Origin of the sequence: Marixanthomonas spongiae (genome assembly GCF_003095375.1) — a bacterium.
GTDB classification, from domain to species: domain Bacteria; phylum Bacteroidota; class Bacteroidia; order Flavobacteriales; family Flavobacteriaceae; genus Marixanthomonas; species Marixanthomonas spongiae.
Genome location: NZ_QEHR01000002.1, coordinates 119,129 through 140,852 on the forward strand (window position 1 = coordinate 119,129; position 21,724 = coordinate 140,852).

A 21,724-nucleotide genomic window follows, 5' to 3' on the forward strand; every position below is an offset into this window, starting at 1 on the left:
TATTGACAAATAGTGGTTTTAAAGGTCGAGCACTTTTTTACGGTAAACTGCAGGAGTTACTTTTTCTATATCTTTAAAGAACCTGTAAAAGACAGAAATAGTCTTAAAACCCGACTCAATCGCAATGCCTTCAATGGTATAATGCTGTAAATTTTTGTCTGAAAGTAAGTGCTTGCTTTCTTGAATGCGCAGTTCATTTATATAATTATAGAATGTTTTATTTAGCTTGTTATTAAGCGCATGCGAAATGGCATTACGACTCTCCGATACGGCTTCAGCAAGATTATTTAAACTGAAATTTTGGTTTTTGTAAAGCTTTTGCTCGTTCATAACCTTTTCAATTTTTGCAATGATAACCTCTTCTTTGGCACTATTATTTTCATTGGAAAATTGCGTTTTATGAGAGTCGGATTTTTCTTTTAAATCTTCAGCCATAGAAGTGGTATTGCTATAGGGCTCAGGAGCGTTTTCGGTCCGTTTAAAAACTATGGGATACTTGTAGATCATTACCACTATATAAAATATACTAATCGCAAGTACCGCATGATAAGCCATGTATAACACATACGGATTTATATAGGTGTTTTCAACAATTGTTGATATACCACCAATTATAAAAACCAAGGCAAAACTATAATTGATAATTTGAAACCCTTTCAGTTTACGGCTTTCTATTTCAGAATATTCTTGTTTTAACATCTTTTGCCTTAATTTTAAAATCTGACTCGTTTTTATGAAATAGAAAGGTCCTAATAAAGTTGCCAAATAGGAACAAACCTCTTGTCGTACTTTGTACAAATCATGATGGCGCATGGTGAGTATAGAGTAGTCACTGTCTATAAAAAGATACATGGTAAAAACTGCGTAGAGATATATTGGAGAAAAATGTAAATGATCAATTTTTTGAAAACCCTTATATTCATAAAATAAATACTTCGCGTAAAGAAATACCGGGGGGAAGAGTGTTAAAGCAAGCATAGGCCCTATAAAGGTAGTAACCGTAACACTAAAAAAAGGAGATTGATGGATAAATGCAAAAAACCAATAACATGAAAATCCCCAAGCCAATAACAATACAGCCAGTAATGTATTTGAATAAGGCCTTTTTTTATCTTTAAACAACAGGAAAATACCTGTAACTGCTTGTGAAGCGCCAAATAACATTAAAAGAGAAAAATAAGATTCAATTGTTGGAAACATCTATAGGTTATGTTAAGATAAAGAGAAGGCTAAAATTACCAATTTATTAATTAGCTACAGAGTTTGTTTTGAAATCTATCTGTAAGTATGAAGCACCTAATGGGGCTGAAAGAGTCCTGGACTGTTTAAAAATTAGTTTATGTTGATCATGGTCTGGTCTTAATTTTCAAGAATGAATATAAAAATAGGACAAGCTACCTACAAAATAATACAAATTTTTGTCCTATTAAAAAACGAAAATATTTAAAAACAATTTAGACGACCTCGTTTCTTTTTTTTTGTGTAGCCGGGGAGATTACAAAAAATGATCTCCAATAGTTCCCGTCCTGCAAATGCAAAGCCCCGGAGTACCGTTCGGTTTTTATTGTTTTATTCCATCCCTTCGAACAAGCTCGGTGATTGCATAAAACAATAAAACCACACTCTTTGAGCGTGGCTTTTTTATTTAATAGTGGAGCCGGGGAGATTCGAACTCCCGTCCAAACGCGCAACTATATTGCTTTCTACATGCTTAGTTTCCACTTGGGTTTTCGTGGGTTTGCCGGCAGGAAACGACCAACGCACCCCTTAGCTTCGTTTAAGTTTCGCCAGTGCATCAAAGCCCTGCACCAGCTAGGTTTACTTTTACGAAGCCACTAAACCAAACGCCGTAAACCAAGGCCTTTGAGTGACTTCCTGCTTGCCCGTCTTACGGGCCGAGGCATACCGTACTATAATTCGGGTTATGCAGCTAGGGCGTAATTATTATCGCCGTTTAAAAAAGGTTGAAACATGATATTTACGAGCTGTGTCCCGGCGCTCGGCATGCTTACAATACAATTAGACCCGCTGTCAAAACCAGTCGGCCCCATTTGCAGTAAACAGTAACCAGTATGCAGTAGCTAATTAAAGATTACATTCTATTGGCTACAAGTGAACTCTCTTCCGCAATTCAATTTTGCTAAAGTTGCCTAGCAAAACCTGCTTCGGAGAGCAGGGGCAAAGATACATTAAAATCCTTACCTTTGCCGCTGTCTTTCCTAAATTAGAAAGACATCTATTAGTATACAAAAAGCATTCCAAATGGCCATAACCTTTGCCCTTATTAAAGAACGTAAAAATCCGCCCGACCATCGTGTCGTTTTTTCACCTCAAATGTGTCAAGAAGTCATAAAGCACTACCCAGACGCCCAAATTATAGCCGAAACATCGGATATTCGCATCTTTAAGGATAAAGCTTACCGAAAGGTTGGGGTAACGGTACAGGAGGATGTTTCAGAAGCCGATGTATTATTAGGGGTAAAGGAAGTCCCGGTTGAAGCGTTGATGCCCAATAAAAAATATTTCTTTTTCAGCCATACCATTAAAAAACAACCGTATAACCGGGAGCTGCTGCAAGCCATTCTTAAGAAAAACATAGAATTGTACGATCATGAAACCATCACCAAGAAAAACGGGAGCCGCTTAATCGGTTTTGGCCGTTATGCCGGATTGGTAGGAGCGTATAACGGATTTAGGGCATTAGGCCTGCGCGATAAACTGTTTGAACTGACGAAGGTGGACTTGCTGCCCGACCTGGATGCGGTAAAAAGGGAATTGGACAAAATAGAGGTGCCAACCCTAAAAATACTGCTCACCGGAAGGGGCAAGGTGGCTCACGGAGCCAAGGAAATATTGGATTATTTAAAAATAAAAAAAGTAACCGTTACCGATTATCTTACCAAAGATTTTAGCGAGCCGGTGTATTGCATGATCGATGTCATGGATTACAACAAACGCACCGATGGTTTGCCAGGCAAGAAACAAGAGTTTTATAATGATCCCTCGGGCTATGAAAGCGATTTTATGCGGTTTGCCACGGTAAGTGATTTTTTTATCGCCGGTCATTTTCACGGCGAAGGCGCACCCTATTTGTTTACGCGGGAAGATGCCCGGCATCCGCACTTTAACATCAACTTGGTGGCCGATGTGTCTTGCGATATCGACGGCCCCGTGGCCAGTACTATACGTCCATCTACCATTGAAGATCCGTTTTACGGCTATGATCCTGTCACCGAAAAAGAAACCCATTATGATATCCCGGGTGCCATAACGGTCATGGCGGTAGATAACCTACCTTGCGAATTGCCCAAAGATGCCAGTGAGGGGTTTGGCGAAATGTTTATGGAATATGTCATGCCCGCTTTTTTCAACGGAGATAAAAACGGAGTTTTAGCACGCGCCAAAATGACCACCTGCGACGGGCGATTAACCGACGATTTTAGTTATTTACAAGATTATGTGGATGGGAAGGAGTGACGTTTATTTCTTTTTCAGCAGGATAGGGCTTTGCGTTTGAAAATCGATCATCTTCCCAAAGAAATCTTTAATCCCTTGATATGCTTTTACAGGAAATTTTTCTTCCATTAATTTAAAACTGAATCGGATATTGATCTTATTTGCTGCTTGCGTATAGATAACCGTGCATTCTCCAATGTCGTCAAACAGTTTTATTACCTTGTTTTCAGGGAGCTGTTCAACTGTGTACTTATTATCCAAATCTATCGATATTAAGTAAGTAGTTATAATGGGGTATCCAAAATTTATGGGAAAGTTCCTTTCATTGGCTGTAAAAGGGTTTTCGGTAAAATAGGTTTCGAAAAAATAAGGGTTTACATATACTTTGTCTCCAATTAATTCTGTTTCCAAAGCCACATTGTAATTAATTTTTAAGGGCTTTTCCAAATTGGTTTTATGTTCTATTTTCAGTTCGCTTACGTGTAAAGAACTATTTGTTTCTTTTTCATTAACATAGTCCTGAAAGTTGGAATCTTGAATGTGTTTTCTTTCGTTCATTGCAATATATCCCGTACGTACTTCTGTGAGAGTACCAGTAAAGATTCCTTCTTCAGTAGCTTTGATTTTGGTATTTACATAGAGCATGTTTTTTTTGTGTGGGGTCAAGGGGTGCCAATAGCTGCCTTTTTTAAAATCCATAACCCGTCCCTTAATGTTTAAATCCTGAAAAGGGATTACCCCAAAAGGCGCTTGTTTATCTACAGCGTCTAAAAGAAATGTTTCATTGTTAACCGTAAGCAAAGCAATAGCGCGGTTAAAATCTGTCAATATAGGGTAAACATCAGTGGGCAATCCGTTGTCCCTTGTTGAAATGAGCATTAATTTAGCATCCAATCCTGAAGCTTGCAGGGCATTGATAAGTGCCAAATTGATTTCAGAAGTGTTTCCCACCCCCTCTTTAAATGCATCGCGCACCCGAACTTCGTTGAAAAGCCGATGTTTCCCGTTCCACCTATAGTGGTTTTGTACAAAGGTATAAATGGCCTTGGCTTTTTTTAGTTTGTCAGAAATCTTCAGTATGTTTTCAGGCAGGTTTTTTCTGAAGAAATTAGTATTGTTCAATTGCCTGCCTATGTTTTTGTCGGTTTTAAATTCGTCCTCAACATCGTCCCAGGTTTTTGAATACTTATGCTTTAGACCGGTATAGTCCATAAACTCCCTTAGTTCATATTTAACCCCAGCTTTATAATTACTTTTTGCTAACATATAAGCCTCTTTTTTAAAGGCAGGAACATCGGCCATTGCATACACTGTTAAGTGGCAGTCTGCAGGAGTGTATCCGTCCATATACAAACAGTTTTTCTTGATGCGTTCTTCTTTAACCGTTAGTTTACGACCGCCTTTTAAAGCTATGCTGTATTTAAAGTTACCGGGTATTTCACTGGTAAATTCACTGTAAACCGTGGGTATGTCTTGCTGGAATTCCCATCCATTAAAATTAAAAAAGAACGGTGAGACAATGGTGTATTTATATTCTAAAATACTGCCGTCCCTAATATCTGGAAAGGTAAACCGAACCACGTTACGTTTTTCCGTCTGTTTAGTGGTAAAAAATTTATCATCGCCAACATATTTTTTTAAATCAGCATTATGGGTAACGGCTTTAATGTTTTTAAGTTTCTCCTCATTCTTGTCTCCTATAAGCAAAGGGATTTCTATGGCAGCGTTATTAAATTTTTTTGCATCGATTACTTTAATCTTCCGGTGTACTTTTTTTACAATGCGAATGTATCTGTTTAACTTCTTAAATTGATAATCACCCTGTTCAAATAATATTATAGCTGGAGCTTCTGGATCTTGAGTAAACGAAGTCATGGAAAGTTCTTCTTCGGTCGGCTGTCCAAACAATGCGCTTTGACGCTGTTGAGCCTGTGAAAAATTGATATATAACAAAAAGATAAGAGCAAGCGATGCGGTAGGTTTCATAATGGACAGTTGGGTTATTGTGCCAAATATACTAAAATGAAATTAACAAATAACAGGAAAAACCCTTATTGAAAAAGGGGAAAAACCCCCTTGATATTTAAAACAAATCCCCGCATCTTTACACTTTATAAATCATTGCTAAATTAATTGGGGAGTTAATCATAGTGATTTTAGAAAGACCACTTGTTCTGAGTGGTCTTTTTTTATTGCCTGTTTATATAAAAACAGGAAAAACCCTTTTTTATTTAGGTGGTTTTTCCTCTTGTACTGCACATGCTTTTACGGCATCTTTGTGATGGCTAATTTAACTGGGGAGTTAATTATAGCAATTATAAGGGCTGCCAATTTTATGCGGACAGCCCTTTTCATTTAAAAATATATAGTTTATTTTTTAGCCATATACTATGAAAAAAACCTGCTTGAAGAAGGCAGGTTTTTTTAATTTTAAAGAATGAACCCTGCCGAAAAATATATTTTAGATAGTCCAGAACCTTTTCGTTCGATTCTTGTTTACTTAAAAACACTCATCGAACAAGAAGTACCAAATACTGCATTGCTTTATAAATGGAACTTGCCATTTTATTATATAGGAAAAAAACAACCTTTTTGTTATCTCAATCATACCAAAGGATATGTGGATATGGTTTTTTGGCACGGAGCACACTTGACGCAATACAAGAATCACTTGATCTCCGATGGGAGAAAACATATGAAGTCATTGCGCTATTATACCTTAGAAGAAGTCGATGAGAAAATTGTTGTGGAAATCTTAAAAGAGGCTTACGCTGTAAAAGATAAAAAATATTACAAATGATTAATCGTTTTCCTTATAGCCACCAAATCGGTTAGCAATTTTTCAAGTTTTGACAGGTCGAGCATATTGGCACCATCGCTTTTTGCGTTGGCCGGGTCAAAGTGGGTTTCAATAAACAGGCCGTCTACTCCAGTGGCTATTCCGGCACGTGCGATGGTGCTTATCATTTCTGGACGGCCACCGGTTACCCCTACACTTTGATTGGGCTGTTGCAAACTGTGGGTAACATCCAGTACGGTAGCAGCATATTGTTTCATCGTTGGAATACCCCTAAAATCCACCACCATATCTTGGTAGCCGAACATCGTTCCGCGGTCGGTGATCATTACCTTGTTGTTTCCGCTATCGGTTACCTTCTTCACTGTGTGCTGCATGCTCTCGGGGCTCATAAACTGCCCTTTTTTCAAGTTGACCACTTTTCCGGTTTTCGCTGCGGCCACGACCAAATCGGTTTGGCGCACCAAAAAAGCCGGTATTTGCAACACATCTACAAATTCGGCAGCCATAGCGGCATCGCTGCTTTCATGAATGTCGGTCACGGTAGGGATATCGAAGGTTTCTGAAACTTTCTGTAGAATTGTCAACGCTTTCTCATCGCCAATACCGGTAAAACTGTCAATCCGGCTTCGGTTGGCTTTTTTAAAACTGCCTTTAAAAATATAGGGGATTTCAAGTTTGTTGGTTATAGCGACTACCTTTTCGGCAATGCGCAGGGCCATATCTTCTCCTTCAATGGCGCAAGGTCCGGCCAAGAGGAAAAAATTGTTGGTGTGGGTGTGTTTTAGTTTGGGTATGTCGTTGAGGTTCATAGCTGTTATTTGTAATGCAAAGATACGGAATTCGATATTCAAGAAACAGGGTCATTTTTTAATATTTCAGAAAAGGGAATGAAGCCTATCATTGTTTTGATGAAAATATAACGCCTATTATAGTGTATTATTCCATTAATAAACAGTACTTTTGCGCCCCTAAAAAATTTGGTAATAGTATGACAATTAAAAACATCGCGATTATTGCGCACGTTGACCACGGCAAAACCACTTTGGTCGATAAAATTATGCACCATTGCAGCCTATTCCGTGAAAACGAACAAACCGGGGAGCTTATCTTGGACAATAACGACCTGGAGCGCGAACGCGGAATCACCATTACGTCAAAAAACGTTTCGGTTACCTATAAAGACACGAAAATAAACATTATCGACACCCCGGGTCACGCCGATTTTGGTGGTGAAGTAGAACGGGTACTCAATATGGCCGATGGTGTGTTGTTGCTCGTGGATGCCTTTGAAGGCCCCATGCCGCAAACGCGTTTTGTGTTGCAAAAAGCCATTTCCCTCGGGTTAAAACCGTGTGTGGTTATCAATAAAGTGGACAAAGAAAACTGTACCCCAGACGAAGTGCACGAAGCCGTGTTCGACTTAATGTTCGAGCTGGGTGCCGAAGAATGGCAATTGGACTTCCCAACAGTGTACGGTTCGGCCAAGAACAACTGGATGAGCGATGATTGGCAAAACCCCACCGACTCCATCGAACCGGCATTGGATATGGTGTTGGAGCATATTCCCTCCCCAAAAATAGAAGAAGGCAACACCCAGTTGTTGATTACCTCATTGGATTACTCTTCCTTTACCGGAAGGATAGCCATTGGCCGTTTACAGCGCGGTACCCTAAAGGAAAATATGCAGGTAACCTTAGTAAAACGCGATGGTACCAAAGTAAAAACCAGGATTAAAGAGCTGCACACTTTTGAAGGGTTGGGGCGTGTAAAAGTAAAAGAAGTACAAGCCGGCGACATCTGTGCGCTGGTTGGTCTTGAAGGGTTTGAAATTGGCGACACGGTTGCCGATTTTGAAAACCCCGAAGCCTTGAAAACCATAGCCATCGACGAGCCTACGATGAGTATGTTGTTCACCATTAACGATTCGCCGTTTTTTGGCAAGGATGGTAAGTTTGTTACCTCCCGGCACGTAAAAGAGCGTTTGGAGCGCGAATTGGAGAAAAACCTTGCCCTTCGAGTAGAGCCAACCGACAGTGCCGATAAGTTTATGGTCTTTGGCCGTGGCGTCTTGCACCTTTCGGTATTGATCGAAACTATGCGCCGTGAAGGCTACGAGCTCCAGATTGGGCAACCTCAAGTAATCATCAAGGAAATCGACGGCGTTAAATGTGAACCGGTAGAAGAATTGACCATCGACCTTCCCGAAACCGTAAGCGGCAAGGCCATTGAAATGGTAAGTATGCGCAAGGGCGAAATGTTGAGCATGGAAGCCAAAGGCGACCGTATGGTGTGCAAATTCCATATTCCTTCCAGAGGGATCATAGGGTTACGTAACCAATTATTGACCGCAACGGCAGGTGAGGCTATTATGACGCACCGTTTCTTGGAATACCAACCGTTAAAAGGAGGCATCCCAGAACGGCAAAGCGGTAGTTTGGTTTCTATGGAAAAAGGAACGGCCATACCGTATTCCATCGATAAATTACAGGAACGCGGCCGCTTTTTCGTGGATCCGGGCGAAGAGATTTACGAAGGACAGGTCATTGGCGAAAACTCCCGCCAAGACGATATGACGGTAAACGTGACCAAGACCAAAAAGTTGAGCAACGTTCGTTCTTCAGGAGCCGACGACAAGGCGAAGATCGTGCCGGCCATTAAGTTTTCGTTGGAAGAAGCTTTGGAATACATTCAAAAAGACGAATATGTTGAGGTAACGCCTAACCATCTCCGGTTGCGGAAAGTGCACCTAAAAGAAGTTGATAGAAAACGGAATAAGGCCTTGTAAGCTTATTTCTGAAATGTTATTGAAAAAACCACTGTCATTTTTGATGGTGGTTTTTTTCTGGAAAGTAGCGCGAATTCAGTCCGTTCAATAAAAGAAAGACCACAAAAAACAGCACCCAGTCGTTGTAAAAGATAAACCGTTTCAAGGTGTGCATACCAATGGCCACCACGGCCATATTGGCCAAGGTAATGGCAGCGGTAAAGGCAATGGCTTTGTAGCTGTTGGTGTTGGGAACGTGTATGTTGAAAATTCCGAAGCACAGCAAAATAACGAACAACAGGGCATATTTTGAATTTTCAAACCCGTAACTGAAGTTTTTAAGATAGAGCGAAAACCACTTTTTAAAATTATCCCGAATCAACGGGAAGGCCATCGCCGTGGTGGTCTGGTCAATCTTTATCAGGGCTTCTTTTTCTGAAAGTGTGTCTTCGTACCGTTCTTTTCCAATGGGGTAAATGGTGTGGTTGGCAATATTTGGGAAATTGGCGATGTAATGCGAAATGACATTTTTACCTTCAGAAACGGCCGCTTTTTCATTGTATTTCTTTTGCTCGATCTGGGCGTAAATAGCGTTGAAATAGGCTTTTTCTTCTTCCGAAGCATATATCGAGCCATCATCCTTATCGGCAATATACATAGCAGGGGCCAAGAGGTGGACGCCGTTCCAAGGAGTATTGGTAAAATGGCCGTGCACTATTTTGTGGTAGGTGCTGTCTGCCAACGAGATCAAAAACGGCAAGGCTAAGAAAGCGAAGCCATAAGGCAGCAGTGTTTTTAAATTTTTCGCACGGTACCCCAACCACACCATCATAACGATGGCAATAGGGACGAAGAACAAAAATTGTTTGCGGGTGAGCAACAGCACAAAAAGAAAAGCGAGTGCATACAGCAAGTGCTTGCGACGCTCTTTAAAAAAGAACACCAATAAATGTGCCGTAACCAACAGGTACAATGGAAAGGCGAGTCCTTCTGAAAGAATGAAATTCGCTACTTTTTGGTTATAGACATACGGGATGAGCAAAATCACGGTCAACAGCAAAAACCAAAAATCCTGCATGGCCACGTGTTTTCGCAACTGCTTGATGAAAAACCAGACGGCTGTAAGTCCCAAACACAACTGCAACACTTTAAGCGCCACCATAAAATAGGTGCCAAAAACAGCCTGCACGGCATTTACAAATAGCGGATATCCAGGCGCGCTCCTAAACCACATTTCGATATAAGCAGGGGAGTCGGGTTGCATGTGCATAGGTTGTAGTAACACCAGCAGGGCGACTGCAGCAAAAAGCAAAAAAAAGAGGAGGGAGAACCGCTTATTGATAAAAGAAAAAAACGCCATACCGTATATTGTTGCAAAACCGTTGCTAAAAGTAAAAATAATTTTAGTTTTACATAGCGTAACCAATATTAGTTTCTTGAGCACTGCTAAAACCAATACCAAACCTGCGTTTAAAGTACAGCGATACACGGCTTCGCACAAAGCCGAATGGAACGATTTTATCGCTTCGGCAAAGAACGCCACTTTTTTGTTCAACCGGAATTTTATGGACTATCACAGCGATCGGTTTGACGATTTTTCGCTGCTGGTCTATAAAGGGAAAAAACTCTGTGCTGTGTTGCCGGCCAATAAAACAGAAGATATGCTTATTTCACACCAGGGGTTGACCTACGGCGGGTTGGTGTTGCAAGCGAAAATTAAATTTGCTGATAGTGCAATGCTGTTTCAGGCATTGTTGAAATTTATAGCAGAAAGCGACGTTAAAAAGTTACGTATAAAACTGCTCCCTGTGAACTATCATTCGGTTCCTGCAGAGGAAATCCAATATTTACTTCAGGCTGTAGATGCAAAACGAAATCAGGTAGCTGTAGCCTCGGCGATTGATTTGCAAAACCGTCTAAAAATACAGTCCAACAGAATGGAAGGGGTGAAAAAAGCCCATAAACACGAGCTTCAAATACAAGAAGGAAAAACTTTTGAGCCTTTTTGGGAGGACATATTAGCGCCTAATTTAAAGAAGCGGTTTGGGGCATCGCCTGTTCATTCCTTAGAAGAAATTAAGAGGTTAGGAAATTATTTTCCTGAAAATATACATCAATTTAATGTGTTGAAGGAAAATAAAATAGTAGCTGGGGCAACCGTTTTTGAAACCGATACGCTGGTACATACCCAGTATATTTCGGCAAATAGAGATAAGCAACAATTGGGGAGTTTGGATTTTTTGTTCCATTATTTAATTACTGATCGCTTTAAACACAAACGCTACTTCGATTTTGGTACCTCTAACGAACAGAACGGAAAAAAAATAAATGCGGGATTGCAGTATTGGAAAGAGTGTTTTGGTGCCCGCACCATTGTTTATGAACAGTATGAAGTGAACCCTAAAAACCACTTTTTATTAAATTCAATAGGTATATGATCCCATTTTTAGACCTTCATAAAATAAATACGCGTTTTGAAGCCGAATTCCAGCTTCGGTTCAAAGCCTTTTTGGATTCTGGTTATTATATCTTGGGAAACAATGTAAAGTCTTTTGAACAAAACTTTGGTGCGTTCTGCGGAACGAAGCACTGCATTGGCGTTGCCAACGGGTTGGAAGCCCTTCGGTTGATTTTGGAAGGCTATAAGGTACTGGGGAAATTGCAGGAAGGCGATGAAGTGCTGGTGGCTTCAAACACCTATATCGCTACTATTTTGGCTATAAAACAGGCGGGGATGAAACCTGTTCTGGTGGAAGCCGAACCAAAACGTTACAATTTTAATATTGAAGCTTTAGAAGCGGCTATTTCAGAAACCACCAAAGCCATCATGCCTGTTCATTTATACGGCCAATTGGCACCGATGGAAGCACTTTCAAAATTAGCAAAAGCGAACAATTTATTAATAATTGAAGACGCAGCACAAGCCCACGGAGCCACTAACGGGAGTGGTGCGAAAGCAGGAAATTTGGGTGATGCGGCAGGGTTCAGTTTTTATCCTACCAAAAATTTAGGGGCGTTGGGCGATGGCGGAGCGGTCACTACTAACGATGATAATTTGGCTTCTGTACTTCGGAAACTTCGCAATTACGGCGCTTCTTCAAAGTATGTAAACGAACTCACCGGTTTCAATTCCCGCTTGGATGAGGTGCAAGCTACTTTTTTAAACATAAAGTTGACCAAACTGGACGAAGACAATGCAAGAAGGCGCGAGTTGGCAAGAAAGTACATTTCTGAAATAAAAAACGAAAAAATCGCCCTTCCGGAATGGGATGGCAGCAATAGCCATATTTTCCATCTGTTTGTGGTTCGGGTAAAAAACCGTACCGATTTTATGGAATATTTAAAAGAACAAGGAATTGGTACGTTAATCCATTACCCCATTCCGCCCCATCAACAAGAAGCGTTACAAGAATTCAACCACCTCTCATTTCCGGAAACGGAGCAAATTCATAATGAAGTGGTAAGCATCCCAATGAGCCCAGTGATGACTGATGAGGAAGCGGATGAAGTTGTTTTAGCAATTAATAATTACTAATTGAGAGTTCCAAAATTTATACGCGACAACCTGCTTTTAAAGATGACCTCTTTAAATGCGGGGGTCATTGGCCTGCGGTTGGTCATTTCGCTTTTTGTGCAACGTATGTTGGCGCAATTGGTGGGTGAGACCGGGATTGCAAAAATCGGTCAATTGCGCAACCTGCTCCAACTGCTCACGTCTATAGGCTCTGCGGGAATATTTACCGGAGTGGTAAAATATGTATCCGAACATAGGGACGACAAAGAACAATTACGCAAACTGTTCTCCACTTCTTTTGTTTTTGTCCTGCTGGGAACGATGCTTAGTTTTATGGTTCTTTTTTTTGGGGCCGGGTACTTAAGCCAGCTTATTTTCGATTCTTTGGAATATGCCTACCTCATAAAATTAACTAGCGTTATTGTGCCATTTATCGCTTTGGAACGGTTGTTTAATGGTGTTATAAATGGGCTGTCCAAGTATAAGCAATTTGCCAAAATAAGTATTGTTTCCTATGTGATCAGCACGGGATTGTTGGTGCTGTTTTTGTTCCAATACAATATTGACGGTGCTTTGGTAGCGATTGCCATAACCCCGGTGATACAATTGATTATTTTACTGTTGGTGTTTTTTAAGGTATTGCGGGAATATGTTCAATTTTCAGAACTTTCCTTGAAAATACCTTTGGCAAAAAGCTTGCTGGCTTTTTCATTGATGTCTTTTTTTTCCACTGTCCTGTTAAATTACGTTGAAATCGATATTCGAACGATGATCAAGAACAGGATTACCGAAGCCGACGCCGGTATCTGGACCGCTATGACCAATATTTCCAAGAACTATCTGGTGTTCTCCAATGCTATCTTTAGTTTATATGTATTACCTAAGTTTTCGGGTATCCATACGCAGAAAGGGTTTAAAAGAGAGCTTTTTCATATCTATAAAACGTTATTGCCTCTTTTCGGTATAGGGATGGTCGTGGTATATTTTGCCAAGGAATATATTGTTGCCTTGATCTATCCCGGTTTTACCGAAATGGTCCCTCTATTTAAATGGCAGTTATTAGGCGATTTTATACGGTTGGCCTCTGTGGTGGTCGCCCATCAGTTTTTGGCCAAAAAATTGGTGCGGAGTTTTATTTTTACCGAGGTCTTTTCGTTGGCCCTCTTTTTTGGGCTTGCCCGTTATTTCGTAACGTACTATGGAGTAGAAGGAGTAGTGATGGCTCATTTTATTAGGTACATTATTTACTTTTTTGTCGTTTTGTTTTTAGTATTCCGTTATTTTAAAAAACAAAAAGCTAAGCATTAACCGTCTGCCACGTTTGCACATATCTTTCGGCAACCTTAACATAATTATGTTCCCTTTCAATAAACTCCCGGGCGTTTTTGGAGATTTCAGTAATCTTTGAAGGGTTTAACACCAGCTGTTCTAAATCGGCAAAAATGGCTTGCGCATCGGGCAGCGCGTTGATGGCGACCGGTTTTTCCAAGTTGTAATAGTCCACAAACTCTTTTTCGGCACCGGTGAACACTACTTTTCCTTTGGCCATCGCTTCCAGGGCATTATAACCTTGGTCCATCCCCAATACTTGATCCAGTACAATATGTGCCCGGTTGTACAGTTCGATATATTCGGCATAGGGCACGCTTTCCACGGTAATGATCTCAACTTTATCGGCATATTTCTGTGTAAGCATGAAAAGCGCCTCTTCAAAATAATCGCTGCCTTTTTTGTAATAATTGCCGCGGTTTATGCCGTGGAAAATAATGATTTTATCGGTTATGGAAACTGGGAGATAAGGCAGTTTTTCAATATTGATAGGGTTTGCGATAAGCCCTAAATACAGGGGATGCCCTTTCATGGGGATGTGGTAATCCATATCGGTGGCGATCACTCCTGAAATATGCCGGAACACAAATTCGTGCAACGATTTATATGCAGGCTGGAGGTACTTTAAAATTGGACCGAAATCCTTTTCGGAAACTTTTCCGTTGAACAATGGACTTAAAATGGAATAGCGGAACTTTTTTTCGTAAGCATATTTCACACTGAGGTAATCGGCTCCACAGGACAGTACAAACAGCTTTTTGTTGTGCTTGGATAGAAACGAGACCACTTCTTTTTCGATTTTGGGCGTGGCCCCCAACGGACTTTCATTGATGAGTTGCACCACATCGTAGCCTTTTAATGCTTCGGAATGGGAAAAAAACTGTTTTTTAATGGCTTCCGCAGTAAGATCGATACCAAACAGCCTGTAGAGCAAGACTTTCCACTTTTTGGCAAGTCCTGAAGTGTAGGTCCTGTTCAGTTTAATATCAACCGGATAGTTTTTAAAATAATCGCCACTACCAATAATGGTAACATCGTGCCCCAGTGCGGTGAGCCCTTCTTTTAAGGAATTGTGCAACCGGCTGTATTCGCCTACAAGGAGTATCTTCATAAATGCGTTATATTTGCTGGCACAACCAAAAGTACAATTATTTATGGCCAGTAAGCAACCATCAACTCAAATTAAAATCTGTTTGGTGGCAATATCCTTGGGAAAGGGCGGGGCAGAGCGTTCTACGGCCATGCTTTCCGAAATGCTTTCTGAAATCGGTTTCCATGTGACCATTGTTATCCTCAATGATGTGGTGGATTATCCCTATCAAGGGAAACTCTTTAACCTCGGAAAATTAAAAACAGCCAACGATACGGTTGCCAAACGGTTGCAACGCTTTAAAAAATTGCGGCATTTTTTTAAAACGGGCGACTTTGATTATATACTGGATAACCGTTCGCGCACCTCTGCCGCAAAAGAGCTGTTTTACATGCATTACCTCTATAAAAACCAACGCGTAGTGTATGTGGTGCGCAGTTTTAATATAGAGCAGTATGTTACCAAGCAAAAGTGGATCGCCAAGAAAATGATAGGGAAATCAGAGTTTGTGGTGGGGGTTTCAAAAGCTATTTCAGAACACATAAATACAACCTACCATACCCAAAAGGCAGTGACCATTTACAACCCCATTGCGGCTTTTCCTGAAAATGCAGCTGTGGAAGGTTCAAATGAAAAATATATTTTATACTTGGGCCGTATTGAAGAACAGGTGAAAAACTTTACGTTATTGCTCAACGCCTACCAGAAATCCCAACTTGTGGCGAAGGACATCAAGTTAAAGCTGGTGGGCAGTGGGCCAGACGTTGCTTGGCTGAATAAAAAAATTCAAACAATGGGACTTTCAGAATATGTTTCTTGGCAAGGGTTTACCCCAATGGTGCTTCCTTATCTAAAAAACGCCTTATATTTGACCTTAACGAGTTATTACGAAGGGTTCCCCAGGGTTTTAATTGAAGCGCTCGCTGCCGGGACACCGGTTATTTCAGTAAATTGCAAGAGCGGTCCAGATGAAATTATCGACCATATGAAAAATGGGCTGTTGGTTGAAAACCACTCGGTTGAAGCCTTATCTGAAGCCATGAATACGTTGGCTTTTGATGAAAAACTTTACAAAACCTGTAAACAGTACGCCCAAAAAAGTGTCTCGCATTTAACCATGGACGCCATCGCCAAAGAATGGGCAGCGGTATTAACAAATAAACAAGCTTGATCGTGAAAAGCAAAATAATAGACATTCCAAAAATAGTTGATCCAGAACGACGTGGGAACCTCTCGGTAATAGAAAAAAACGTATTGCCATACCCTATAAAACGCGTGTATTATTTATACGACGTTCCCAGCGATTCCAGTAGGGGAGGCCACGCACATAAAGAGCAACTGGAGTTTTTGATTGCGGTAAGCGGAAGTTTCGACGTAATCCTCGACGATGGCACCGAAACGAAAAAAGTAACCCTAAACAAACCTAACAAAGGGTTGTTGATCGCCACCAAAACCTGGCGGGAATTGGAGAACTTTTCTTCCGGGGCCGTTTGCGTGGTGTTGTCATCTGGCGAATTTGATGAAGGGGATTATATTAGGGAGTATGAAGATTTTACAACATATCTCAACGAATAAGTGCGCTGCACATGGAAAGCTATTTGGAAAAAATCAAGAGTGTTTTAAAACTCAACAAATACATCAGCGATTTTTTTCTGCGGTTCATTTAAATAAAAGATGTGCGTAAAAAACCGGATGCTTCGGCAGTGCAATTGCAGAGTCCTGAAGCATTTGAAGTTGATTTTTCGAACTACCATATAACTTCAAACCCCTATTGGAAGAGCTTTTCAAACCTTAAAAGCGACCCTGTCTTTTATATTGAGGTGCCCAATGCAACGATAATAAGCAAAGGTATTGTAACCACTGCTAAAAACGAAGTGGTGTTGGAAAGTACAATTTTTCAACTGGAATATTTAAACGAACTGTACAGCAATCATTTTGTCGTTTTTAAAAAACTGCTTCCCCATAGAAAAGAAAACAAGGTGTTCTCTCTTCTCAACAGGCTTGACAACAACTATTACCACTGGACTATGGAGTCGCTTTCGAGAGTGTTGGTAATTTATGAACATCCTGCATTTAAAGAATATAAAATTTTGGTCAAAAAAGGAGGGTCAAGGTTTATGTTCGATTCGTTGGAGTTTCTTTTTAACATCCCAAAAGAGCGTATGGTTACAAAATCGTTGATTACGCGTATTGATACTGATAAAGCCTTGGTGGTTTCATTTCCGCACATTCGAAACCAGAAAACCGAATGGACCAGTGTTTACTATCCTTATTTAATACGGAAATTAAATACATTGGCCAAGAAACGGATACAGGAACATCTGGAGGGAAACAAACAAAACAGCCCCAAAAACATACTGATTTCACGTAAAAACGCCCTTGAAAGACGTATTGTCAATGAAGACGAATGTATAGGGTAACTCAAAGATTTCGATTTTGTGCCCATACGTTTGGAGGAACTCACTTATATAGAACAAGTCTCGCTTTTCTACAATGCAGAAACAATAATAGCCACTCACGGTGCGGGAATCGCGAATGTAATTTATGGTAAAAATCCGCTTTTAATTGAGCTGTTTCCCAAAGAGCGCACCATTAGGGATGCTTTTTATTTTGCACAGCTTACCTCGGCCTTGAAATTTAGGCATGAGGTTATCGAATATGACTCCTGTAACCTTCAACAAGATGTTGTAATGGACACAGAATTATTAAAACAAATTATCGACACCCTTAAAAACAACGATTAAAGTGTTTTTTACTTATAAGCCGTTAACCGAAACCCAAATTTCTCGAACAATACCTTGCTTTTTACAAGGGCTTTTAAAATGTGTTTGGGTTGTTTAAGAAGATTCCGTTGTTTTGCGTTTAAATTTTCCTTATCGATCCCCGTTACGTATTTTTTAAAGGTTGCGGCATCACCGGCCAACTTATATTGAATGGCCAAGGAGTAGCGGTTGATGTCTAAATACTTCTTTAAATAGGGATTGCTTTGGGCCTGTTTTTCATACTTGTCCAAGTCGATATACCTTCTTTTCAAGGTGTTGGTGTGTGAAATTCTGTTGCTACCGTCCAAGTTATGCGTAGCCGAAATTTTCGTGGAAAAAGCTAATGGAGCAACTAATGCAGCGCGCAACCACAGGTCGGTGTCTTCGCCGGCGCCGTGGGTGATGGCGGTGTCGAAACCATGTAGCGTTTCAAAAAAACTTTTTTTCATCCCAACGGCCGAGGTCCACGCCAGCGCATCGGCCAAGCTGTTTTTAAAGTAATCGTCAACTAAACCTATCCAATCGTTCCCTTTTTTTAAAATAGGGGTGATCATGGGAGTGGTTAAATTTTTATTGTGTTTTTTATTATATGCGGCTGCAAACCAATGGGCTTCTGGAAATTTTTCAAGGATGTTTGTTATGTTTTCTAAATGAAACGGATACCAATAATCATCGGCATCGAGAAATACAATGTGTTTTGCTGTGGCTTTTTCCACGCCGTAATTGCGGGTGGGGCCTACGCCTTCATTTTTCTTTTTGAACAGTTTAATCCGCGGATCGGTAATGGATTGCACCACATCGGCACTGCCATCGGTAGAGCCGTCGTCCACGATAATCGCTTCAAAATCAATAAGCGTTTGCGCCAAAAGACTGTTTACGGTTTTCTGTATGTCCCGTTCTTTGTTGTAAAGTGGTATGATTACTGAAAATTCAGGCATTGTTTTTTAATTTGGCGTAATAATACAGTCGGTACAGGTCGAACAAAAAAAGAGAAGGCTTTTTCGACAGGAAGTTTCTTCGCATCGGCTTTTCAAAAATAGCGATCCCCCAACAAAATGGTTTGGTGAGGTGCCATTTTTTCAATTTTAGATAGGCTTTTTGCAAAGGCCTCTCAGCGGTCATCATGTTTTTTTGTTCAAAGTGAACGGTCGTTTCTACTGCTTTCAACGCTTTGGTTATAAAAGTCGTGCTTTTTTCCAGCCCTAAATGGATCACAGGGTTGTTAATGTGGGTTACCTTAACGTTATTTTTTTTGAGCATGCTTGAAAATAAGTTGTCGAGCCCATAGAAGTCCTCCTTGACCACATTTGCTTGTTGAAACGTATCTTTCCGTATCAATAAATTTTGTGAAATGATGAAGTAGGGCGATTTATTGCGTGCTGCAACAGTTTTGGCTTCCCGGTGTTTCCCGTAATGCCACCGCAGCAATTGTTCTTTCTTGGGACTGTGTTTTTGATATGTGATGCCGCCAAAAACCACATCACCCGTTTCTTGCTGTATTTCAGTAATGTAATTAGCGATAAATTGTTTTGAAGCCGGAATAACATCGGCATCCAAGAATAAGAGCCATTTATATGTAGCTTGTGCTGCCAATTTGTTTCTCGTGGCAGTACGGCCTTGGTTTTTAGTATTTTCGGTATACTTACAATGAACTAGGTTATTGATAGTTTGGTTACTGGTTTTTATTTGTTTATTGCTGGAACCATCGTCCCTTACCGTTATTTCAAAAGGGATCCCTGCCGCTAAACATTGTTGATGTAAGGTGTGTACCAGTGCGGTAATATCGTAGTTATATGTTGGGATAAGAATGGACAGCATGTATTTTAGTGCGCAATTTTATTGTACTGCTTACGCTACGCTTTGTAAATTTAATGGTAAATTATGGCCGGCGAAATTTTTGGCTTCGGTACAAATATAACCTTTTACCATTGGGTTATGGGGTACTGGGGTTCTATTTAAAATGAAATTTTTAAATGATGAACATCTTAATCACGATTTTTAAAAATATCTGTTGTCTTTTCATACTAATAATGCCTGTAGTGGCTACTGCCCAAGAAAAAGCTTGGATGTACCTTCAGGCAAAAGACAGCCTGTTCAATCCTGATTTTTCAGCAATCGGGGACCATATTGTTTATAATGGAAATGATGCCGAATTAAGTGATGTGCTTCAGAAATATAAAATTTACCAGTTTAAAAAAACGTTTAAAAAAGCCAAAAAGGAGGATTTAAACAAAACCTTTTTTGTTGTCACCAACGATGCTTTTTTATTGGAAGACTTACTCCAACGGGCACCGCATCTTTTTAAATCGGGCCAATTGATATCCCCAGAAGCAATGAGAATATTCGAGCCCAACGATTATGGAGTAACCAGTACCGTGGGCGCCAATAAAGGCGTACAGGTCAACCTTGATTATTTCGATTTTTTACAAGTGCCCAAAGCGTGGTATTATACTACAGGATCACGCAGTACGATTATTGGCATATCAGATGCCATGGTCGATACTACTAATATCGAATTTAAAGGCAAAACCACGATATTGAGAACCTCGCATACCGCAAAAGGACACGGTAACGACACGGCAGGCATTGCCGCTGCACAGGGTAACAATAGCTATGGGGTGCCCGGGGTTTGTTACGATTGCTCTGTGTATGCAACAGATTATGGGCGTTTCAAAGACTTGGACCAATTGCTAGAACTTTCCCGTGCCGGTGCAAAAGTGATCAATTGTAGTTGGGTGGGCAGGACCTACTATCAAACTGCCCAAGATTCCATCAATGAAATGTACAAAAACGGAACCATAGTCGTTGCTGCTGCCGGAAATGACGATTGGTCGAAAACTAAAGGAAAAAAACGGTATTATCCTGCATCCTACGAAAACGTTATTTCGGTAGCTTCCGTAAGCTATAAACATGACAAGGTGGAAGAAAACATCAAACTGAGCAAAAAAGGGAACCATTATGCCGAGAACATCAAGGGTTTTTTGGGACGCACCGTTGGGTTTAGGGATAAAGAAAATTTAAAAGAACCCTTCAGTTATCCAGTTTCCTTGACCACCCTAAACCCCGATGTAGATTTGGTTGCGCCCTCTTCTGGGCAATTCCGTATTTCAAAATGGATGCTGGAAGATGAAATAGAATACATCTGGGAAGCCAGTTCGCCCACGGCACCGTTGGTAACCGGAACTATTGGCTTGATGTTCTCGCTTTATCCATGTCTGCCACCAGATGAAGTGGAAAGCATCTTAAAACTCACCGCCTGGAACATAGACAGTATTGGCGATAATATAAAGTACAAAGGAAATTATGGCGCCGGTGCCTTACAGACGGGTGATGCCGTAGAAATGGTCTATCAAATGGCAGCTGAAGATGAAACGGTTACAATCGATAATCAAAATTTTTCCCGTTGGGATTTTAAACTGACGACCTATTCGAAAAAAACCATCTTAAAAAACCAACGTTTTACAGATGCTGCCACGTTCAACTTAACTTCAAAAAACCAGATTGTCCTTTCTGAAAACACAATTTTAAAACCAAATACCGAAGGAAGTATTCATCTTAAAATCGATCCAACTTTGGAAAAAGAATGTGAATTGCAACTGCGGGATCCGAATATCTTGAAAAAGTAAAATACTTTTATTTAGAAATAGTATCAGAAGCGTTTTTTAACTTAATAAGTAAATCTTTATTTATAACACCCCGTTGAAGAATTATACTTTTTGATGTGTCTAGTTTGTTTATACCTACTAAGATTGATTCTTGATTTGAAAACACTAAATCTGAATTTTTTTCAAGTCCAATTTTTATATTATCAGAATTATATCCATAAATATAGCGATACTTCCTTTTAAATTTTTGGGTGTAAGAAAAATTGGTTTCAGTGTCTAAGATTAACCCTTGAACAATAAAATAATCATAATTTTGAGAGTTAAACTTTTTATTATCATCTTGATTGTTACAAGAAATTATAATCAGAGTTAAAATAATTAAAGAGATTGTTTTTATCATCAAT

General features: G+C 40.2%; 19 protein-coding genes and 1 other RNA gene. 11 read left to right on the top strand and 9 right to left on the bottom strand.

The features are described 5' to 3' along the window. Positions 1-18: 18 nt before the first annotated feature. Both DDV96_RS03150 and ssrA read right to left on the bottom strand, forming a co-directional pair. Complete coding sequence (locus DDV96_RS03150; protein WP_116693298.1) at positions 19-1,200, bottom strand: helix-turn-helix domain-containing protein; 1,182 nt, start codon at positions 1,198-1,200, stop codon at positions 19-21. A gap of 449 nt (positions 1,201-1,649) precedes the next feature. Then, positions 1,650-2,049: a transfer-messenger RNA gene (gene ssrA, locus DDV96_RS03155) on the bottom strand. 219 nt (positions 2,050-2,268) lie between these two features. On the opposite strand from ssrA, the gene DDV96_RS03160 reads away from it, so the two are divergent. Further along, positions 2,269-3,477 (top strand): NAD(P)-dependent oxidoreductase, encoded by a 1,209-nt coding sequence (locus DDV96_RS03160; RefSeq protein ID WP_116693574.1) that lies wholly within the window; start codon positions 2,269-2,271, stop codon positions 3,475-3,477. Positions 3,478-3,480: 3 nt separating this feature from the next. On the opposite strand, the gene DDV96_RS03165 is transcribed toward DDV96_RS03160, so the two are convergent. Beyond that, positions 3,481-5,442 (bottom strand): DUF3857 domain-containing protein, encoded by a 1,962-nt coding sequence (locus tag DDV96_RS03165; RefSeq protein WP_116693299.1) that lies wholly within the window; start codon positions 5,440-5,442, stop codon positions 3,481-3,483. 451 nt (positions 5,443-5,893) lie between these two features. Between DDV96_RS03165 and DDV96_RS03170 the strand changes: the two genes are divergently transcribed. Continuing rightward, positions 5,894-6,256: a DUF1801 domain-containing protein gene (locus DDV96_RS03170; protein WP_116693300.1), complete on the top strand. Its 363-nt coding sequence runs from the start codon at positions 5,894-5,896 to the stop codon at positions 6,254-6,256. On the opposite strand, the gene kdsA is transcribed toward DDV96_RS03170, so the two are convergent. Continuing rightward, on the bottom strand, positions 6,247-7,065 hold the full coding sequence (gene kdsA / locus DDV96_RS03175; RefSeq protein ID WP_116693575.1) for a 3-deoxy-8-phosphooctulonate synthase: 819 nt from the start codon (positions 7,063-7,065) through the stop codon (positions 6,247-6,249). The two genes, DDV96_RS03170 and kdsA, sit on opposite strands and share 10 nt — an antisense overlap. Before the next feature lie 179 nt (positions 7,066-7,244). Between kdsA and typA the strand changes: the two genes are divergently transcribed. Further along, complete coding sequence (typA, locus tag DDV96_RS03180; protein ID WP_116693301.1) at positions 7,245-9,041, top strand: translational GTPase TypA; 1,797 nt, start codon at positions 7,245-7,247, stop codon at positions 9,039-9,041. Between the two features lie 34 nt (positions 9,042-9,075). Here the strand turns inward: typA and DDV96_RS03185 are convergent, their stop codons facing one another. Further along, positions 9,076-10,284, bottom strand: coding sequence for a hypothetical protein (locus DDV96_RS03185; protein WP_133240805.1), 1,209 nt, complete (start codon positions 10,282-10,284; stop codon positions 9,076-9,078). A gap of 73 nt (positions 10,285-10,357) precedes the next feature. Here DDV96_RS03185 and DDV96_RS03190 point away from each other — a divergent pair, with 73 nt between their 5' ends. From DDV96_RS03190 to DDV96_RS03200, 3 genes are read left to right on the top strand one after another with little or no spacing between them, the layout of a single operon-like run. Continuing rightward, entirely contained in the window at positions 10,358-11,458 is a 1,101-nt protein-coding gene (locus DDV96_RS03190; RefSeq protein ID WP_240607663.1) for a GNAT family N-acetyltransferase, read from the top strand. Then, positions 11,455-12,555, top strand: coding sequence for a DegT/DnrJ/EryC1/StrS family aminotransferase (locus tag DDV96_RS03195; protein ID WP_116693303.1), 1,101 nt, complete (start codon positions 11,455-11,457; stop codon positions 12,553-12,555). The genes DDV96_RS03190 and DDV96_RS03195 overlap by 4 nt, the downstream gene beginning before the upstream one ends. Continuing rightward, entirely contained in the window at positions 12,556-13,842 is a 1,287-nt protein-coding gene (locus DDV96_RS03200; protein WP_116693304.1) for an O-antigen translocase, read from the top strand. Here DDV96_RS03200 and DDV96_RS03205 read toward each other — a convergent pair. Next, positions 13,832-14,974, bottom strand: coding sequence for a glycosyltransferase (locus DDV96_RS03205; RefSeq protein ID WP_116693305.1), 1,143 nt, complete (start codon positions 14,972-14,974; stop codon positions 13,832-13,834). The genes DDV96_RS03200 and DDV96_RS03205 overlap by 11 nt on opposite strands. Before the next feature lie 43 nt (positions 14,975-15,017). On the opposite strand from DDV96_RS03205, the gene DDV96_RS03210 reads away from it, so the two are divergent. The 4 genes from DDV96_RS03210 (at position 15,018) to DDV96_RS16190 (ending at position 17,697) form a co-directional block, all read left to right on the top strand. Continuing rightward, a complete protein-coding gene (locus tag DDV96_RS03210) occupies positions 15,018-16,124 on the top strand; it encodes a glycosyltransferase (protein ID WP_165805954.1) in 1,107 nt (368 codons plus the stop codon). 2 nt (positions 16,125-16,126) lie between these two features. Beyond that, positions 16,127-16,528 (top strand): sugar 3,4-ketoisomerase, encoded by a 402-nt coding sequence (locus DDV96_RS03215; protein ID WP_116693307.1) that lies wholly within the window; start codon positions 16,127-16,129, stop codon positions 16,526-16,528. Between the two features lie 101 nt (positions 16,529-16,629). Beyond that, on the top strand, positions 16,630-17,373 hold the full coding sequence (locus DDV96_RS16185; RefSeq protein WP_116693308.1) for a glycosyltransferase family 61 protein: 744 nt from the start codon (positions 16,630-16,632) through the stop codon (positions 17,371-17,373). 18 nt (positions 17,374-17,391) lie between these two features. Further along, a complete protein-coding gene (locus DDV96_RS16190; protein ID WP_116693309.1) occupies positions 17,392-17,697 on the top strand; it encodes a glycosyltransferase 61 family protein in 306 nt (101 codons plus the stop codon). Positions 17,698-17,705: 8 nt separating this feature from the next. Here the strand turns inward: DDV96_RS16190 and DDV96_RS03230 are convergent, their stop codons facing one another. Beyond that, positions 17,706-18,653, bottom strand: coding sequence for a glycosyltransferase family 2 protein (locus DDV96_RS03230; protein ID WP_116693310.1), 948 nt, complete (start codon positions 18,651-18,653; stop codon positions 17,706-17,708). Further along, positions 18,646-19,533, bottom strand: a complete 888-nt coding sequence (locus tag DDV96_RS03235) for a glycosyltransferase family 2 protein (RefSeq protein WP_116693311.1) — start codon at positions 19,531-19,533, stop codon at positions 18,646-18,648. Before DDV96_RS03235 ends, DDV96_RS03230 begins: the two co-directional genes overlap by 8 nt. A gap of 155 nt (positions 19,534-19,688) precedes the next feature. Between DDV96_RS03235 and DDV96_RS03240 the strand changes: the two genes are divergently transcribed. Beyond that, positions 19,689-21,341 carry a S8 family peptidase gene (locus DDV96_RS03240; RefSeq protein ID WP_116693312.1) on the top strand — a complete coding sequence of 551 codons (1,653 nt, stop codon included), beginning with the start codon at positions 19,689-19,691 and terminating at the stop codon, positions 21,339-21,341. Positions 21,342-21,348: 7 nt separating this feature from the next. Here the strand turns inward: DDV96_RS03240 and DDV96_RS03245 are convergent, their stop codons facing one another. Next, entirely contained in the window at positions 21,349-21,720 is a 372-nt protein-coding gene (locus tag DDV96_RS03245; protein WP_116693313.1) for a hypothetical protein, read from the bottom strand. Positions 21,721-21,724 lie beyond the last annotated feature (4 nt).

Bases quoted from the DNA above. Each gene is read 5' to 3' on its own strand.
- DDV96_RS03150 (WP_116693298.1), bottom strand. From the start codon at position 1,200: ATGTTTCCAACAATTGAATCTTATTTTTCTCTTTTAATGTTATTTGGC.
- DDV96_RS03165 (WP_116693299.1), bottom strand. From the start codon at position 5,442: ATGAAACCTACCGCATCGCTTGCTCTTATCTTTTTGTTATATATCAAT.
- DDV96_RS03170 (WP_116693300.1), top strand. From the start codon at position 5,894: ATGAACCCTGCCGAAAAATATATTTTAGATAGTCCAGAACCTTTTCGT.
- kdsA (WP_116693575.1), bottom strand. From the start codon at position 7,065: ATGAACCTCAACGACATACCCAAACTAAAACACACCCACACCAACAAT.
- typA (WP_116693301.1), top strand. From the start codon at position 7,245: ATGACAATTAAAAACATCGCGATTATTGCGCACGTTGACCACGGCAAA.
- DDV96_RS03185 (WP_133240805.1), bottom strand. From the start codon at position 10,284: ATGCAACCCGACTCCCCTGCTTATATCGAAATGTGGTTTAGGAGCGCG.
- DDV96_RS03195 (WP_116693303.1), top strand. From the start codon at position 11,455: ATGATCCCATTTTTAGACCTTCATAAAATAAATACGCGTTTTGAAGCC.
- DDV96_RS03205 (WP_116693305.1), bottom strand. From the start codon at position 14,974: ATGAAGATACTCCTTGTAGGCGAATACAGCCGGTTGCACAATTCCTTA.
- DDV96_RS03210 (WP_165805954.1), top strand. From the start codon at position 15,018: ATGGCCAGTAAGCAACCATCAACTCAAATTAAAATCTGTTTGGTGGCA.
- DDV96_RS03230 (WP_116693310.1), bottom strand. From the start codon at position 18,653: ATGCCTGAATTTTCAGTAATCATACCACTTTACAACAAAGAACGGGAC.
- DDV96_RS03235 (WP_116693311.1), bottom strand. From the start codon at position 19,533: ATGCTGTCCATTCTTATCCCAACATATAACTACGATATTACCGCACTG.
- DDV96_RS03240 (WP_116693312.1), top strand. From the start codon at position 19,689: ATGATGAACATCTTAATCACGATTTTTAAAAATATCTGTTGTCTTTTC.
- DDV96_RS03245 (WP_116693313.1), bottom strand. From the start codon at position 21,720: ATGATAAAAACAATCTCTTTAATTATTTTAACTCTGATTATAATTTCT.